Genomic DNA, 15,432 nt, shown 5'->3' with positions numbered 1-15,432 from the left:
TCAGCAGCATCAACATCGACTGTGACGACATCGTCTGCATCCTCAACGACGGGCAACAACCGACGGCAGCGCTTCCCTCCACGCAAGCCCATCTGTGCACCGCTCACTCCTGGATCCCAATTGCGGCAGTGAGACCCGGCGTCGCCCACACTACGAAACTTGTTTGCCAAGCTCTACGTGTCACAAGCCCTTGACGGGCAACTCCACGCGACATGCACTACGAGGGGCAATCCACTGGTCCTTCACCTTGGCGATGAACAGGGTATCGAACAACGACTCTTCCGGTCATCAACGCGCTGCTGCTGGCTGTGGGAAATGGCGATGTACGAGCTGACCGAGATCGCAGCGTCCGCATGCAAAGTGTCCCATTCGGGACAGCGACCGGTAGTCCCAGATTTCGCTCGTTGCGTATTCGATTCAGCGTCCCGCGCACTCGAACCGCACCTCCCGGCGCACGGGTTATGACACAGCGCCTGGCGTCTCAATCGCGGGGAATCGACAACCCGGTCCCGTCTGATTTTTGGGGAAGCAGCGATGCATCAACTCCGTCCTACCCGCGACTCGTAGGGGAGTGTTGTGCAGATGGCGAATCCTCCAGAACTGTTCTCCGCCCCTGACTGCTCCGGAGAGCTACCTAGTCGAACAAGTTGTGTTCCACGTGAAACAACTCCTGCCGACCACTAATCACATCGAAGTAATTTCTGGCCGAGACAAGACGGACCGTACGACCAAGAAGTCAGAATTTCTCGTCGATGTGGGCGCACACCTGACCAACAGGTCCGAGGAGTCACGTGACACGAGGCACGAAAGGATCCGTCGCCGCTCGTTCTCCCGAAGCGGTCATCGATCGGGGGTTCTGTCACTGCCTGTAAATCGGCTCGACCTCATCGAAACCACTCGCGCAACAAGAGGACAGAACCACACTCACGGCTCTACCTCCGGTGCGATCAACTCGAGAACACACCACTCCTGCGCCCGTGACGACGACGCCCCTACTTGTGCCGCTTCGCGATTCGTACCGCGCGCACGACGATCGTCGGTGTTTCGAGGAACGTCGATCCGCACTCGACGACGTCGATGGCACCGGCGCCGAGTCGGGTGAGCGCAGCGCGATCCCGTGTGATCTCCTCAGCCGCGCTGGACCCCTTCATCGCGAGCATGCGTCCATTCTCGTGAACGAGGGGGAGTGACCACTTGGACAGCTTCTCGAGCGGAGCAACTGCGCGTGATGTGGCGACGTCGGCACCACCAACTTCATGCACAACGCCGGCTTGCTCTGCGCGGCCGCGGACCACGGTGATGTCGAGGCCGGCGGCTTCGACGAACTCGCCGAGGAATCGAGTGCGGCGCAGCAGTGGCTCGACCAGAGCAACCCGGAGATCTGGACGAGCGATCGCAAGCGGGATCCCAGGCAGTCCGGCACCGCTGCCGATGTCGACTACGGATTCCCCTTCGGCAATCAATTCGCCGATGACGGCGCAATTGAGGATGTGCCGTTCCCACAGTCTCGGCACTTCTCGTGGGCCGATGAGTCCGCGCTCTACGCCGTCGGTAGACAGTGCCTGCCAATACGCGATTGCCAGTTCGATGCGATCACCGAAAATTCGATGTGCCGCGGGGGGTGGCTCGATCGTCTCGCTGTCATTGCGTTCCACGTGAAACATCCTCCACTGCGACTAGCGACGGAACAACATCGATGTAATTCAGCTCGCAAACAAACAGGGCCTCCGGTCGACGACCGAAGGCCCTGCTGCTTGTCTATCCGATCATTGCCGGACGACCACTACTCGCCTGGAGGGCTCCGCGCCCTCACTCTCACTGGACACACCGTCGATGCCAGCCACGGCGTCGTGCACGATCTTGCGCTCGAACGGCGTCATCGGGTTCAACGCCTCACGTTCGCCGGACTCGAGGACACGTTGCGCGGCATCGCGACCCAGTGTCGTCAGCTCTGCTCGCCGACCCGCACGCCAACCAGCCACGTCGAGCATCAACCGGCTTCGCTCGCCTGTGGACTGCTGCACGGCAAGACGAGTCAACTCCTGCAAGGCATCGAGCACCTCGCCCTTACGGCCGACCAACTTCGACAGGTCCTTGCCGCCGTCGATACTCACGATGGCGCGATCACCTTCGACGTCGAGATCGATGTCGCCGTCGAAGTCGAGTACGTCGAGCAACTGCTCGAGGTAGTCGCCTGCGATCTCGCCTTCTTCGATCAGGTAGTCGTCGGACTCCCCAGAATCCTTGCCAAGCTCTACATCTACCTCTGTGGTGGTGGCGACGTCCGTCACTGCAACGCTGCCCTCGTCGGTTCCGTTTCCGGAATCAGTTCCCATTGTGGTTTCCGTTTCCTCTTCTTCCCGCGTCTTTTCCGTCAGCATCCTGCTCAGCTTCGCTTTCGCTTGTTCGACCTACCACGATTGCCCGACCGCGCTCCGGAAGGTCTGCGCTGTTGACTGGTGCCCCTGTTGGGCCTCTTCTGGGCTTGCTTCACGGGCTGTTTCGGCTTCTGACCGGGCTTCGGTGTCGACGGAGTTTCGTCGTCCTCGATGTCGCTGTCGTCGAGTGAGGACCCCTTCGTCAGCTCGACTGCTCCACCCTTGGCCTTCATGGGTTTGGCACCCGGCTTCGGTGCATTCTGTGTCCGTCGCTCGAGGACCTCTTGCTTCTTGGCCTCTTCTTCTTTGTCGATCTTGCGGAACACCAGGTGCTGCTGACCGTAGGTCCAGATGTTGTTGGCAACCCAGTACAGCAGGATGGCGATCGGCAGGAACACACCGAACACGAGCACACCAAGGGGGAACACCCACAGGGCCAACTTGTTCATGATCGCGGCTTGCGGGTTGGCTGCGGCTGCTTCGCTCTGCCTGGCGACCGACGCACGAGCGTTGAAGTGCGTCGCGAGGCTCGCAATGATCATCAACGGGATGGCGACGAGTGCAAGACCCACAGTCGAGGGGAGCCCGAGGCCGAGGTTCTCGTTGACGAAGCCGATCAGCTCGGTTTCCGGTGCGGTGACCGCAGCCGAAATCGGTGCGCCGAACAGACGCGCATCGAGGAACGAGTTGACGTCTGCAACATCGAACACATAGTTGTTCAGCGTTCTGTTGGTCGCCGGATCGAGGCCGAGTTGACCCATTCCGTGACCGGTCCGGTTGAACGAACGCAGCACGTGATAGAGACCGATGAACACCGGCGCCTGCGCAAGAACCGGCAGGCAACCCATGATCGGGTTGAAGCCGTGTTCCTTCTGCAGCTTCTGCAGTTCGAGGGCCTGACGCTGGCGGTCACCCGCGTACTTCTTCTGCAATGCCTTGATCTGGGGCTGCAGTTCCTGCATCTGGCGTGTGGTGCGCACCTGCTTGACGAAGGGCTTGTACAGCAGCAGTCGCAACGTGAACACGAGGAACACAACCGAGAGCGCCCACGCAATTCCGTTGGCCGGCCCGAGGAACGGGATGGCCCCGAACACCTTGTGCCAGAACCACAAAATCGCGGCGACCGGGTAGTAGATGAAGTCGAGCACGGCTCTATGTACTCCTCTGTTGATTCACACTCGGCATCGAGTGGTGCTTCGTATCGGTCTTGTGGTCGCGGCGGCCGTTGCGCTGCGGAACCGGGTCCCACCCACCAGGGTGCCAGGGCGCGCATTTAGCCAATCGAACGACCGTCAAAGCGAGACCCCGAACGACACCCCATTCGCGCAACGAGTCGACTGCGTACTCGCTACAGGTTGGGGTGAATCGACAGGTCGGCATGCGAGTGGGGGACACATAGGTCCGGTACAGCTCGACGAGAAAAACGAGCGACCGAACGGGGGCGTTCCTGACGAACGCGACAGTGGTCTGCAATCGTTGCGCGATCATCGCCGAGTGTTTTCGGCGGGGGGCGTCTGACGCTGACGAATTTTCGCCAGGCCGGCGCGAAGTTGGCGTTCGAGATCCGCAGACGACGCAGACGCAGCGGACGGTAATGCACGAACGACGACGTCGACACTGAGGTCGACGTCGTCGATCAAGCTGTGAAAGCTGTGTCGCAGGCGACGCGCAACACGATGACGTGTGACGGCGTTGCCGACGGTCTTGCTCACGATCAAACCCATTCGGAGTCCACCGACGCCGAGAACAGGTTCGGAGGTCGCATCATCGGCAGCACGGTCCCTGTCGAATATATGCACGACGAGGTCACGCCTCCCGATTCGATGGCCGCGGCGCACCGTCCGGGAGAAGTCTGCGTGGTGATGCAACCGATGTGGCTCAGGCAACACCCGAGCGTCCGAACCCGAAGGTATCGATCAGGCGGTCAGTGTGTCGCGGCCCTTACGGCGACGCGCAGAAACGATTGCGCGGCCCGCACGGGTCCGCATCCGGAGACGGAAGCCGTGAACACGCGCGCGGCGTCGGTTGTTCGGCTGGAACGTCCGCTTGCCCTTGGCCACGGTGAACACTCCTCGAAAATCGTAGGCACCCTCGTGGTGCCCAATGGGGGACTTGCAAATCTGGTGGTAAAACATCTTTGGTCCAACACTGGTGATGCAACGCAAGCAACGGCCGATCCGAGGATCGTGAACCGAGCAAGCCCAGCCAGCACGAAGCGGCCACCTCACCAGCGGGTGACTGTACGAGGGTAATCGGGTCGCCCGGGTCGGGTCAAACTCGCTGCACCCGGATTCCACAGGTTCAACACCTCGACCAGGCGTACTTAGGGTGCGCTTAGCATAGAGCGTCCGCATAAGGCCTGGTGAGGACGATTTGTTCCAGGTCGTAGGAGACCCAAGTAACATCCCTGTGTTTCTCCACATCTGTGGATAATTGTGTGGAGACAGCACCGGGGTGGCATATTCGTATCCCTACGTGGCGCGGTTCGGGGTCGCTCCACACCGGGGTTCGGTGCAGTCGTACCCAAGCCTCATCGAATCTCCACAAGAGGAGGCACCCGTCTTGAACGACGACCAAAATGCACTCGCAGCGGTATGGCCGGACGTGGTTGCAGCGCTCAACAGTGGTTCGGACGGATCGACCACTCCTCTGACGAATGCGCACAAAGCCTGGCTCGCGTTGGTCAAACCATTGACGCTGACGCAGGGATTCGCGCTGCTGTCCGTCCCGTCGTCTTTCGCACAGGAAGCTATCGAGCGCGACCTCCGCGAACCGATCTTGCAGTCCCTCGGACGCCATCTCGGCATCCAGGTCGAAGGCCTCGGCGTCCGTATCGCCGCAGCCGAAGCAGCCTCCGAAACGCCTGAAATTGCGATGGACCCACCCCACCCTGGTCCGGAGCCACGCAACCGGACTCGCTCCGGACCCGAGCGAATGACCCACGACATCGACGACGACATGTCGAACGAAACCGATTTTCGGCGACGCAGGCTCACCGGAGCGAACGGCAGTTCGACGTTCGACGAGATCGACGACGAGCGAGAGGCGATCGCGAGCATCCAGAGTTCGTGGCCGTCCTACTTCACCAAGCCGGCCGATGCGCCGTCGTCGTCCTCGGGTACGAACAGCCTCAACTCGAAGTACACGTTCGACACCTTCGTGATCGGCGCATCCAACCGCTTCGCCCACGCCGCGGCCGTTGCAATCGCCGAGGCTCCGGCACGGGCTTACAACCCACTGTTCGTTTGGGGAGCCTCGGGCCTCGGGAAGACACACCTGCTGCACGCGGCCGGTCAGTACGCGCAGCGCTTGTTCCCGGGCATGCGCGTCAAGTACGTCTCGACCGAAGAGTTCACCAACGACTTCATCAACAGTCTCCGTGACGACCGCAAGGTCGCGTTCAAACGCCGGTACCGCGAGACCGACGTACTGCTCGTCGACGACATCCAATTCATCGAGGGCAAGGAAGGTATCCAGGAAGAGTTCTTCCACACCTTCAACACACTCCACAACGCGAACAAGCAGATCGTCGTCTCCTCCGACCGGCCGCCGAAACAGCTGACGACTCTCGAGGAACGTCTGCGGACCCGATTCGAGTGGGGTCTCATCACCGACGTGCAACCTCCGGAGCTCGAAACCCGGATCGCGATCCTTCGTAAGAAGGCCCGCATGGATCGGCTCGATGTTCCCCACGATGTGCTCGAGTTGATCGCAAGCAGGATCGAACGCAACATCCGTGAGTTGGAGGGCGCACTCATCCGTGTGACGGCGTTCGCGTCGCTCAACGGTCAGCCGCTGGACCTCACTCTCGCCGAGATCGTCCTGCGCGATCTGATGCCCGATACGGCGACGTTGGAGATCAATGCGGCGACGATCATGGCCGTCACCGCCGAGTACTTCACGATTTCGATCGACGACCTCTGCGGGCCAGGAAAAGCCAGGCCATTGGCCCAGGCCAGGCAGATCGCGATGTATCTGTGCCGTGAGCTGACCGATCTGTCACTACCCAAGATCGGCCAGACATTCGGACGTGACCACACGACCGTCATGTACGCGGAAAAGAAGATCAAGAAGGAAATGACCGAGCGTAGGAAGGTATACGACCAGGTCCAGGAGCTGACGGCACGTATCAAGCAACGGTCGAAGCGCTAGGTCCCGTCGTCGATTCACTGATGTTCGGACAACTTTCGGCGGTACCCGCAACACCGGGTGCCGCCGTTTTTTGTCCTGATTCAGGTCTCCGATTCCAACAAAATGAAACAACTCACACCTGTGGATAACTTTGTGAGTAATCCCAAAAGCCTGGGGATGAACTTGGGAGAGATGTCGACAAACTCGAGCCGTCCCCAACCGCCCACGTTGGTCCTCGAGCTTGTCCCGAGTCCATCCCCAGGTCGCCACGCTTGGCCACCTGCGACTTCGGTCTTGCTCCACAGATTCCACAGGACCTAATACTGTTGTTGTTCTAGTCCTCTAATTAACTCTTTAAAAACAGGTGTTGGGGACGAAGGGTCGAACGGCACCTTCGAGAGATCGTGAGCGTCGATGTTCGGCTTTCAAGTTGGAGTCGGAGCGCATAGCGTGTCTGTCGGCGTCGTGTGTCAGACTTCGACGACGTTGGAACCCCAACCGACCGAGAGGAAAAGCCGGGCGATGGAGCTTGCGAGCATTAAGTTTCGAGTCGCTCGAGAAGACTTTGCCGATTCTGTCGCCTGGGTTGCCCGCAGCCTTCCTTCCCGGCCGCCGGTTCCTGTACTCGGCGGCGTGTTGCTCGCGACCTCAGAGGACGGCCTGACCGTCTCCGGGTTCGACTACGAGGTCTCTGCGCAGATGCGTATCTCGGCCGAGGTTGCCGGTCATGGCGAGGTGCTCGTGTCAGGCCGACTCCTTGCCGACATCACCAAGTCGCTCCCCGGCAAGCCTGTCGATGTGACCGTCGACGGCACCCGCGTCCTGATTGCGTGCGGCAGTGCCAAGTTCTCTCTCCCGACGATGCCTGTCGAGGACTATCCACAGCTTCCCGAACTGCCCGGCAAGACCGGCTCGTTGTCGGTCGACTCGTTCTCCGAGGCGGTCGGCCAGGTTGCTGTTGCAGCCGGCAAGGACGACACGTTGCCGATGCTGACGGGTATTCGCGTCGAGATCGAAGGCGACAAGGTTGTGCTCGCAGCCACCGACCGTTTTCGTCTCGCAGTGCGCCACGTCGATTGGGAACCCGCCAAGGCCGAGGTCAAGGCTGCGGTGTTGATACCTGCGAAGACGCTGTCGGAATCCGCGAAAACCCTTGTCGGACCACTTGATTCGCGCGTCGAGCTGTCGCTCGGTGGCGGTTCGACCGTCGGCTCCGAAGGCTTGCTCGGCATCGTGACCTCGGGTCGACGGACGACGACGCGGCTGCTCGACGCAGAATTCCCGAAGTTCAGGCAGCTGCTGCCGAAGGAACACACTTCGATGGCGACTCTCGATGTCGCACCACTCATCGAAGCCATCAAGCGTGTTGCACTAGTCGCCGACCGCGGTGCTCAGGTTCGGCTCGAGTTCTCCGACGAGGGATTGTTGTTGTCCGCCGGCGGGGAAGACGCCGGTCGTGCGGAAGAAGCGCTGGAGGCCGAGTTCAGGGGTACCGCGCTCACCATCGCGTTCAACCCCGGCTACCTGATCGACGGTCTCGGTTCGCTGCACAGCGATCGGGTGTCGTTCGGTTTCACGACACCGAGCAGGCCAGCGGTGCTGCGTCCCGCGTCGGACGAAGAGCCCGAAGCAGCTGCCTCGGGTAGCTTCACCGCGCCGGAGAGCGACTACACGTATCTGTTGATGCCGGTCCGCTTGCCGGGCTGACGGGTGTACGTCAGAGCCCTGTCGTTGCACGATTTTCGCTCGTGGGACAAGGTCAGCATCGAACTTGAACCAGGACGGACCGTTTTTCTCGGCTCCAACGGCAACGGCAAGACGAACTTGCTCGAGGCGTTGGGTTACCTGTCGACACTCTCGTCGCATCGGGTTGCCTCCGAGGCGCCGCTGGTCCGCACCGGAATGTCGAAGTCGCTGATCGGCGCCACCGTCGTCAATCTCGGTCGCGAGTTGACCATCGACGTCGAACTGAATCAGGGGCTCGCAAACCGCGCGCGGATCAATAAAAGTCCAGCCCGTCGCACCCGTGAGATTCTGGGAATCCTGCGAACGGTGCTCTTTTCGCCGGAAGATCTCGCGCTCGTCCGCGGTGATCCGGGCGAACGCCGTCGGTTCCTCGATGAGCTGAGTACAACTCGACTGCCACGTCTGGCTGCCGTCCGTGCCGACTACGACCGTGTGTTGCGGCAACGATCCGCACTGTTGAAAACCGCTGCCCGTTCGCGCCGTGCCGACCTCGGAACGCTGGATGTCTGGGATGGTCACCTCGCAGCGCACGGCTCGATCCTCGTTGCGGAGCGGTTGAAGCTGGTCCACGAGTTGGCGCCGTACCTCGTCGAGGCCTACCGGTCGATCGCGCCGGAATCACGGCCGTCGAGTGTGCGCTACAAAAGCAGTCTCGGCGCTTCGTTGCCGCCGGAGTTTCTCGACATCGCGCGAGCACCGGTCCGAGACGATGCCGAGGTACTCGAAGCTGTCTTTCTGCAGGAACTGGCGACCGTGCGGTCGAAGGAGATCGAACGCGGCGTGTGTCTCGTCGGACCACATCGTGACGATCTCGAGCTGCATCTCGGCACCGAGCCGGCGAAAGGTTTTGCCAGCCACGGTGAATCCTGGTCGTATGCATTGTCTTTGCGGCTGGCGTCCTACGAGTTGCTACGCGCCGATGGTTCCGATCCCGTCTTGATGCTCGACGACGTATTTGCGGAGCTGGATCGGCGACGTCGGTCGGCGCTCGCGTCGGTCGCCGCTGATGCGGAGCAGGTTCTCATCACAGCGGCTGTCGGAGACGATGTTCCTGCTGAACTGAAGGCCGACATCGTGGAAGTATCGACGGAGCAAACCGATCTCGGTCGGGTATCGCGAGTGGTCTGCGGGTCGTGAGTCCTTTAGGAGGGCGGAACCTCCGAAAGGACTCACGAGCGGCGGAGCCGCCTAAGGAGTAGGTATGGGACCGAACGAGGACGCTGGACCACCAGCCGAACCGACCGGTGAAAAGCCGGAACTACGCGGTATCGACCTCGCGCGTCGAGCGCTGGAGGATGCTCGCGCCGCCGCCCGGGCGAGCGGTAAGGCTGTAGGTCAGGGGCGTGCATCGCCGAAGTCGGGTCAGGGCCGGTACCGACCCGGGCGAAAGCGGGGCTGGTCCGGATCCGGACCCGACGACCGCGATCCGCAAGCCTTCGGCTCGTTGACGGGATCGATAGCCAAGTCTCGTGGCTGGTCGGGCAAGGTCGCCGAGGGAACGGTGTTCGGTCGGTGGCCGCAGGTTGTCGGCGAAGACATCGCATCGCACGCGGAGCCGACCACCTTGAAGGATGGCGTGCTCAGCATCGCCGCCGAGTCGACTGCGTGGGCAACGCAGCTTCGGATGATGCAGGGACAGATACTTGCGAAGATCAATGCTGCGGTCGGGCACGGGTCGGTGACGTCGTTGCGGATCACGGGACCGGTTGCGCCCAGTTGGCGCAAGGGTGAGCGTCATGTCAAAGGCCGCGGTCCCCGCGATACCTACGGCTAGCCCCAAATAGGCCCGCTGACCAGCGAGTTGTCAGATACTGGCAGTACGCGCTACTCCCTGTTACATTAAGTTTTCACTTATTGCCTAGGAGTAGTCGAAATGTCAACGGAGACACTTCACCTTGCGGAACCCGAAAATCTGGTGCTCCAGCCGCGCCAGGTCGCGTTCGACTGGGCAAACGTCCCGATGCACTACATCCCGGGCGATCCCGTCGCAACGCACACGATCAACGTGCTGCATCTGCTGCTTCCCGAAGGGGAAGATTGGTTCGTCGCGACGTTCAAAGAGGCCCTGCCTTTCATCGACGACGAAAAACTGCGCGACGACGTCATCGGGTTCATCGGACAGGAATCGATGCATGCAGGCGCTCACACCGGTGTGCTCGATCACCTGGCGAGCAACGGAATCGACCCGACTCCGTTCACTGACCAGCTGCATTGGCTTTTCGACAAGTTGCTCGGCCCGCGTCCGATCACGGGTCTCAAAGAGCAGAACTACCTGGTCGAACGACTTGCGCTGATCGCCGCGATCGAACACATCACCGCATTCCTCGGCGATTGGGTCCTCAACGCCGAAGGACTCGACCGCGCCCACATGCACCCGACGATGATCGATCTGCTGCGCTGGCACGGCGCCGAAGAGGTCGAGCATCGTGCTGTCGCCTACGACGTACTGATGTATTTCGACAAGCGCTACATTCGCCGCGCGCGGACGCAAGCTCTGATCATTCCGGTGATCATCTACCTGTGGATTCGTGGCGTGCGATTCCTGATGGCGAACGATCCGGCGCTCGCACCGCAGAGCAACCACCGGCGTAAACCGCACTGGTCCGACTACTTCCATGCCGCTCGTCGCGGAGTTTTGCCGAATCCGGCGACGTTGCTGCTGCGTATGTCGACCTACTTTCTGCCCGGTTACCACCCGAGCAAGGAAGGGTCCACTGCTCAGGCAGTGGCATATCTGGCAAGTTCACCCGCCGCACGAGCGGCGAGCTGATGACGCTGCTCGACAACATTCCGAGGATCCGTCCGTCGAAGACGCGCTATCGCGTCAGCGATACGCCGCCGGCAGATCTTCGCGGCAAGCCTCGCGCCGATCGGATCTTTGCCGTTGCAGGCAAGCTCATCGAGCGGGTGTACATCGCGAGGATCGAAAATACCGACTACGACCGCTCGGATGCGGGCCACAACCCGGATTCGGCGATGCAACTCGTCCTTCGGGATCGTGTCGTCGTCGCCCACGACGAGAACGTCGTTCGGTTGAGTTTCGGAAATGCCGACGGCAGTGACGTACCGCCGTGGCAACCAGGCTGCCATCTCGACTTCCACCTGCCGTCCGGCAAACGTCGGCAGTACTCCATCTGTGGCGACCCGACGGATCGCAGCGTCTATACGATCGCCGTCCGCCGGATTGCTGACGGTGGCGGCGGATCGATCGAGATGCACGAACTCGAAGCTGCGGCGCAGTTCACGGCCCGCGCAATGGTTTTCCGATGGTAGGAACCGGAAGCGCATTGTTCATCGCGGGTGGTATCGGCATCACGCCGATCATTGCGATGGTTCGTGCCGCCCGGGAACTCGGTATGGACTGGCGCTTCGTCTACTCCGGTCGATCACGCGAGTCGATGCCGTTCCTCGACGAGATCGAGTCGTGGGATCCGTACCGGGTGTTCGTGCGTCCCGACGACGAGTACGGCGTGCCGACCGCGTCCGAGCTTCTGTCGATGGCGCCGGACGGCGGCGCGGTCTACGTCTGCGGACCTACTCCGATGCTGGATTCCGTGCGACGTGGATTCGGGGAAACACCCTCGGCTGCACTGCATTACGAGCGGTTCTCGGCGCCGACGGTAGAGGGTGGCACGCCGTTCCAGGTGCAGTTGGTCAGCACCGGCGAGGTACTCGAAGTGCCTGCGGACGAAACCGCACTGTCGGTGATCCGCAAGCAGGTACCGACTGTCGGCTACTCCTGTCAGCAGGGTTTCTGTGGAACGTGCCGGGTCAAGGTGCTGCACGGTCAACCCGAACATCGCGAGAATCGGCTCACTGCCGAGGAGAAACAGAACGAGATGTTGATCTGTGTGTCGCGAGCAGACGGTGGACGACTCGTCCTCGATCTCTGATTCATTCGCAAAAACTGTTACACACCAATTGATTTGGAGAACCGGCCATGTCACCGAAGACATCCACGGAAGCAACACGACGTTTCGTCACGAACGGCAACATCGAACTTGCCGTGTTCGAACAGGGCAATCCGAAGGGCGAAACCGTTCTTCTCGTACACGGTTGGCCCGATACGCACGAGCTGTGGGATCACATCACGCCGCATCTGCTCGAGAAGTACAGGGTCGTGTCGTTCGACAATCGCGGTGCGGGTGAAAGCACGATCCCGCGCGAGGTCGACGACTTCCGAATCGAAGAGCTGGCCACCGACGTCTCCGCTGTGATCGAGGCCGTCAGCCCAGGTAAGCCGGTGCATCTGCTGGCGCACGACTGGGGTGGCGTCGTCGGCTGGGAAGTTGTCAGTACTCCCGGGGCGGACGAACGTGTCGCCTCGTTCACCTGCGTCTCCTGTCCCAACCTCGACCTGCTCGGTCAGCTCGTTCGCAAGGCCTCTCGAACCCGACGCCGGGCAATCTCGCGAAGGTCGGCACACAGTTGTTGGCGTCGTCGTACACGTTCGCTTTTATGGTTCCCGGGCTCTCGGAACCTGCGTTGAAGTTCCTTTCGGGGCGCTGGCCCGCCTTCATCGGACGATTCGACGGGTTCGATGCGACATCGGTCAAGACCGCGCCGACGCTGCAAAGAGACATGCTCGTGAATCAGAAGCTCTATCGTGCAAACATTCTGAGCCGGTTATGGAGCCCGGACCTGCGTCAGGTGAGTGTCCCGGTGCAGTTGATCGTCGGTACCGGTGATCGCGCCGTGCGCCCGTTGGTCTACGAAGACGTCGAATCGATCACCGGCATCCTCGTTCGGCGCGAGGTCGAGTCGGGGCACTGGTCGCCGATATCGCATGCCGAAACGCTGGCTGAGTTCACCACCGAGTTCGTGGACAGTCTCGCCACAAATCGGTCATCGAGGGTTACGCCGTAGGGTTTCACCCAAGATTTGTCGAGTTAATCGATTCTCGACGGTCTCAGGGGTGTCATAGGCGCACTGTAGCCTGCGCGTACCAGTAACATGTAGGAGTAACTGGCGGCGATATCGCCGACGCACGTTCGACAACGCCGATCAGGCGGTGCTTTCCCTGTGAAAGTCCGCCTCGAAAAGCTCTGGGGGAGCGTTGCGTCGGAATCTTGGAAGAAGGAGTGCTACCGACCCGTGGCTGCGCAAAGTTCGAGCAAGGGCAAATCAGAGTCCACGGCGAAGGATTACGGTGCTTCTTCCATCACCGTTCTCGAAGGCCTCGAGGCGGTTCGTAAACGGCCAGGCATGTACATCGGCTCGACTGGTGAACGCGGCCTTCATCATCTGATCTGGGAGGTCGTCGACAACTCCGTCGACGAGGCCATGGCAGGCCACGCGACACAGGTCGACGTCACCATGCTCGCCGACGGTGGCGTCCAGGTCGTCGACGACGGTCGTGGTATTCCGGTCGGCATGCACTCCTCGGGCGTACCGACCCTCGAGGTCGTCATGACGCAGCTGCACGCAGGTGGCAAGTTCGACTCCGATTCCTATGCGGTGTCCGGCGGTCTGCACGGTGTCGGCATCTCGGTGGTGAACGCGCTGTCGAAGCGACTCGAAGTCGAGATCGACCGCGACGGTTTCCACTGGACGCAGGAATACAAGGACGCGAAGCCTGGCACCCTCGTGAAGGGCGCGCCGAGCCGCAAACAGGGCACGACGATCCGATTCTGGGCCGACCCGGACATCTTCGAAACCACTGTTTACAACTTCGAGACGGTCTCGCGCCGCCTGCAGGAGATGGCGTTCCTCAACAAGGGTCTGACCATCACGTTCACCGACGAGCGGGTCGCCGATGACGATGTCGTCGAAGAGCATGTCAGTGATACCGCCGATGCGCCGAAGTCGCACGACGAGGAAGAAAAGGTCGCAGCAGCACCTGTGCACAAGGTGAAGACGCGCACCTACCACTACCCGGGTGGCCTCGAGGACTACGTCAAGCACATCAACCGGTCCAAGTCACCGATTCACAACTCGGTCGTCGGCTTCACCGCCAAGGGCACCGGTCACGAACTCGAACTGGCGATGCAGTGGAATTCCGGTTACTCCGAATCCGTCCACACATTCGCCAACACGATCAACACCCACGAGGGTGGCACTCACGAAGAGGGCTTCCGCGCAGCGCTGACCAATGTCGTCAACAAGTACGCGCGCGACAAGAAGCTCCTGAAGGAGAAGGAAACCAACCTCACCGGTGACGACATCCGCGAGGGTCTCGCCGCAATCGTCAGCGTCCGGGTCGGCGAGCCGCAGTTCGAGGGTCAGACGAAGACCAAGCTCGGCAACACCGAGGTCAAGTCGTTCGTGCAGAAGTCGTGCAACGAACACATCGCGCACTGGTTCGAATCGAATCCCGCCGATGCCAAGACGATCGTGAACAAAGCGGTCTCGTCGGCGCAAGCTCGTATGGCAGCTCGGAAAGCACGCGAACTCGTTCGCCGTAAGAGCGCGACCGACCTCGGTGGTCTACCAGGCAAGCTCGCCGACTGCCGCTCCAACGATCCGAGCAAGTCCGAGATCTACATCGTGGAGGGCGACTCCGCCGGCGGTTCCGCCAAGTCGGGTCGTGACTCGATGTATCAGGCGATCCTGCCGCTGCGCGGAAAGATCATCAACGTCGAGAAGGCACGCATCGACCGCGTCCTCAAGAACAACGAGGTCCAGTCGATCATCACCGCCTTCGGCACCGGCATCCACGACGAGTTCGATATCGCGAAACTGCGCTATCACAAGATCGTGCTGATGGCCGACGCCGACGTGGACGGTCAGCACATCGCAACGCTGCTGCTCACGTTGCTGTTCCGCTTCATGCGGCCGTTGGTCGAGCACGGTCACGTCTATCTCGCGCAGCCGCCGCTGTACAAGCTGAAGTGGCAGCGAAGCGATCCCGAGTTCGCCTACTCCGACCGCGAGCGCGACGGTCTGATGAAGGCGGGCCTCGAGGCAGGCAAGAAGATCAACAAGGACGACGGCGTGCAGCGCTACAAGGGCCTCGGCGAGATGAACGCGAAGGAGCTGTGGGAGACCACGATGGATCCCTCGGTTCGCGTTCTGCGCTTGGTCACCCTCGACGACGCCGCTTCTGCGGACGAACTGTTTTCCATCCTGATGGGCGAGGACGTCGAAGCCCGCCGCAGTTTCATCACCCGAAATGCCAAGGACGTTCGTTTCCTCGACGTCTAGGCACCTGCGAGTAGCGGCCTTCTTCTACCGAAAG

The 15,432-nt window shown here is 61.2% G+C and carries 14 protein-coding genes and 1 pseudogene; 9 read left to right on the top strand and 6 right to left on the bottom strand.

Annotated elements, in window-relative coordinates:
• Nucleotides 1-992: 992 nt before the first annotated feature.
• The 6 genes from rsmG to rpmH all read right to left on the bottom strand — a co-directional run bounded on the left by rsmG (nt 993) and on the right by rpmH (nt 4,438).
• On the bottom strand, nt 993-1,664 hold the full coding sequence (gene rsmG, locus ACHIRB_RS05665) for a 16S rRNA (guanine(527)-N(7))-methyltransferase RsmG (RefSeq protein WP_395125637.1): 672 nt from the start codon (nt 1,662-1,664) through the stop codon (nt 993-995).
• A gap of 102 nt (nt 1,665-1,766) precedes the next feature.
• Nucleotides 1,767-2,336 carry a Jag family protein gene (locus tag ACHIRB_RS05660; protein WP_395117354.1) on the bottom strand — a complete coding sequence of 190 codons (570 nt, stop codon included), beginning with the start codon at nt 2,334-2,336 and terminating at the stop codon, nt 1,767-1,769.
• 50 nt (nt 2,337-2,386) lie between these two features.
• The gene (gene yidC / locus ACHIRB_RS05655; protein ID WP_395117356.1) at nt 2,387-3,526 is read right to left on the bottom strand and encodes a membrane protein insertase YidC; all 1,140 of its coding nucleotides are present in this window, start codon (nt 3,524-3,526) and stop codon (nt 2,387-2,389) included.
• 4 nt (nt 3,527-3,530) lie between these two features.
• A complete protein-coding gene (yidD, locus tag ACHIRB_RS05650) occupies nt 3,531-3,866 on the bottom strand; it encodes a membrane protein insertion efficiency factor YidD (RefSeq protein ID WP_395125638.1) in 336 nt (111 codons plus the stop codon).
• Complete coding sequence (rnpA, locus tag ACHIRB_RS05645) at nt 3,863-4,267, bottom strand: ribonuclease P protein component (RefSeq protein WP_395117360.1); 405 nt, start codon at nt 4,265-4,267, stop codon at nt 3,863-3,865. The genes yidD and rnpA overlap by 4 nt, the downstream gene beginning before the upstream one ends.
• Before the next feature lie 27 nt (nt 4,268-4,294).
• Nucleotides 4,295-4,438 carry a 50S ribosomal protein L34 gene (gene rpmH, locus ACHIRB_RS05640; protein WP_199708206.1) on the bottom strand — a complete coding sequence of 48 codons (144 nt, stop codon included), beginning with the start codon at nt 4,436-4,438 and terminating at the stop codon, nt 4,295-4,297.
• Between the two features lie 394 nt (nt 4,439-4,832).
• Between rpmH and dnaA the strand changes: the two genes are divergently transcribed.
• The 9 genes and pseudogenes from dnaA (at nt 4,833) to gyrB (ending at nt 15,398) form a co-directional block, all read left to right on the top strand.
• On the top strand, nt 4,833-6,530 hold the full coding sequence (dnaA, locus tag ACHIRB_RS05635) for a chromosomal replication initiator protein DnaA (RefSeq protein WP_395127626.1): 1,698 nt from the start codon (nt 4,833-4,835) through the stop codon (nt 6,528-6,530).
• A gap of 501 nt (nt 6,531-7,031) precedes the next feature.
• Nucleotides 7,032-8,216 carry a DNA polymerase III subunit beta gene (gene dnaN / locus ACHIRB_RS05630; RefSeq protein WP_395125639.1) on the top strand — a complete coding sequence of 395 codons (1,185 nt, stop codon included), beginning with the start codon at nt 7,032-7,034 and terminating at the stop codon, nt 8,214-8,216.
• A gap of 3 nt (nt 8,217-8,219) precedes the next feature.
• On the top strand, nt 8,220-9,392 hold the full coding sequence (recF, locus tag ACHIRB_RS05625) for a DNA replication/repair protein RecF (RefSeq protein ID WP_395125640.1): 1,173 nt from the start codon (nt 8,220-8,222) through the stop codon (nt 9,390-9,392).
• 64 nt (nt 9,393-9,456) lie between these two features.
• The gene (locus ACHIRB_RS05620) at nt 9,457-10,029 is read left to right on the top strand and encodes a DUF721 family protein (protein ID WP_395117366.1); all 573 of its coding nucleotides are present in this window, start codon (nt 9,457-9,459) and stop codon (nt 10,027-10,029) included.
• A gap of 99 nt (nt 10,030-10,128) precedes the next feature.
• Nucleotides 10,129-11,025, top strand: a complete 897-nt coding sequence (locus tag ACHIRB_RS05615) for a metal-dependent hydrolase (RefSeq protein WP_395117368.1) — start codon at nt 10,129-10,131, stop codon at nt 11,023-11,025.
• Nucleotides 11,025-12,148 (top strand): annotated as a pseudogene (locus ACHIRB_RS05610) (PDR/VanB family oxidoreductase). The gene ACHIRB_RS05615 and the pseudogene ACHIRB_RS05610 overlap by 1 nt, the downstream one beginning before the upstream one ends.
• Nucleotides 12,149-12,195: 47 nt before the next feature.
• A complete protein-coding gene (locus tag ACHIRB_RS05605; protein ID WP_395125641.1) occupies nt 12,196-12,744 on the top strand; it encodes an alpha/beta fold hydrolase in 549 nt (182 codons plus the stop codon).
• Entirely contained in the window at nt 12,741-13,121 is a 381-nt protein-coding gene (locus ACHIRB_RS05600) for an alpha/beta hydrolase (RefSeq protein ID WP_395125642.1), read from the top strand. Before ACHIRB_RS05605 ends, ACHIRB_RS05600 begins: the two co-directional genes overlap by 4 nt.
• A gap of 228 nt (nt 13,122-13,349) precedes the next feature.
• Complete coding sequence (gene gyrB, locus ACHIRB_RS05595; protein WP_395117374.1) at nt 13,350-15,398, top strand: DNA topoisomerase (ATP-hydrolyzing) subunit B; 2,049 nt, start codon at nt 13,350-13,352, stop codon at nt 15,396-15,398.
• The last annotated feature ends 34 nt before the right edge of the window (nt 15,399-15,432 follow it).

Source organism: Antrihabitans spumae, assembly GCF_043944905.1.
Lineage (GTDB): Bacteria > Actinomycetota > Actinomycetes > Mycobacteriales > Mycobacteriaceae > Antrihabitans > Antrihabitans spumae.
The sequence above is the reverse complement of the archived record's forward strand: the minus strand, read 5'-3'. Positions and strand labels throughout refer to the sequence as shown.

Excerpts from the sequence above, each read along its gene's own strand:
- rsmG (WP_395125637.1), bottom strand. The coding sequence starts at position 1,664 with ATGTTTCACGTGGAACGCAATGACAGCGAGACGATCGAGCCACCCCCC.
- ACHIRB_RS05660 (WP_395117354.1), bottom strand. The coding sequence starts at position 2,336 with ATGGGAACTGATTCCGGAAACGGAACCGACGAGGGCAGCGTTGCAGTG.
- yidD (WP_395125638.1), bottom strand. The coding sequence starts at position 3,866 with ATGATCGCGCAACGATTGCAGACCACTGTCGCGTTCGTCAGGAACGCC.
- dnaN (WP_395125639.1), top strand. The coding sequence starts at position 7,032 with ATGGAGCTTGCGAGCATTAAGTTTCGAGTCGCTCGAGAAGACTTTGCC.
- ACHIRB_RS05620 (WP_395117366.1), top strand. The coding sequence starts at position 9,457 with ATGGGACCGAACGAGGACGCTGGACCACCAGCCGAACCGACCGGTGAA.
- ACHIRB_RS05615 (WP_395117368.1), top strand. The coding sequence starts at position 10,129 with ATGTCAACGGAGACACTTCACCTTGCGGAACCCGAAAATCTGGTGCTC.
- ACHIRB_RS05605 (WP_395125641.1), top strand. The coding sequence starts at position 12,196 with ATGTCACCGAAGACATCCACGGAAGCAACACGACGTTTCGTCACGAAC.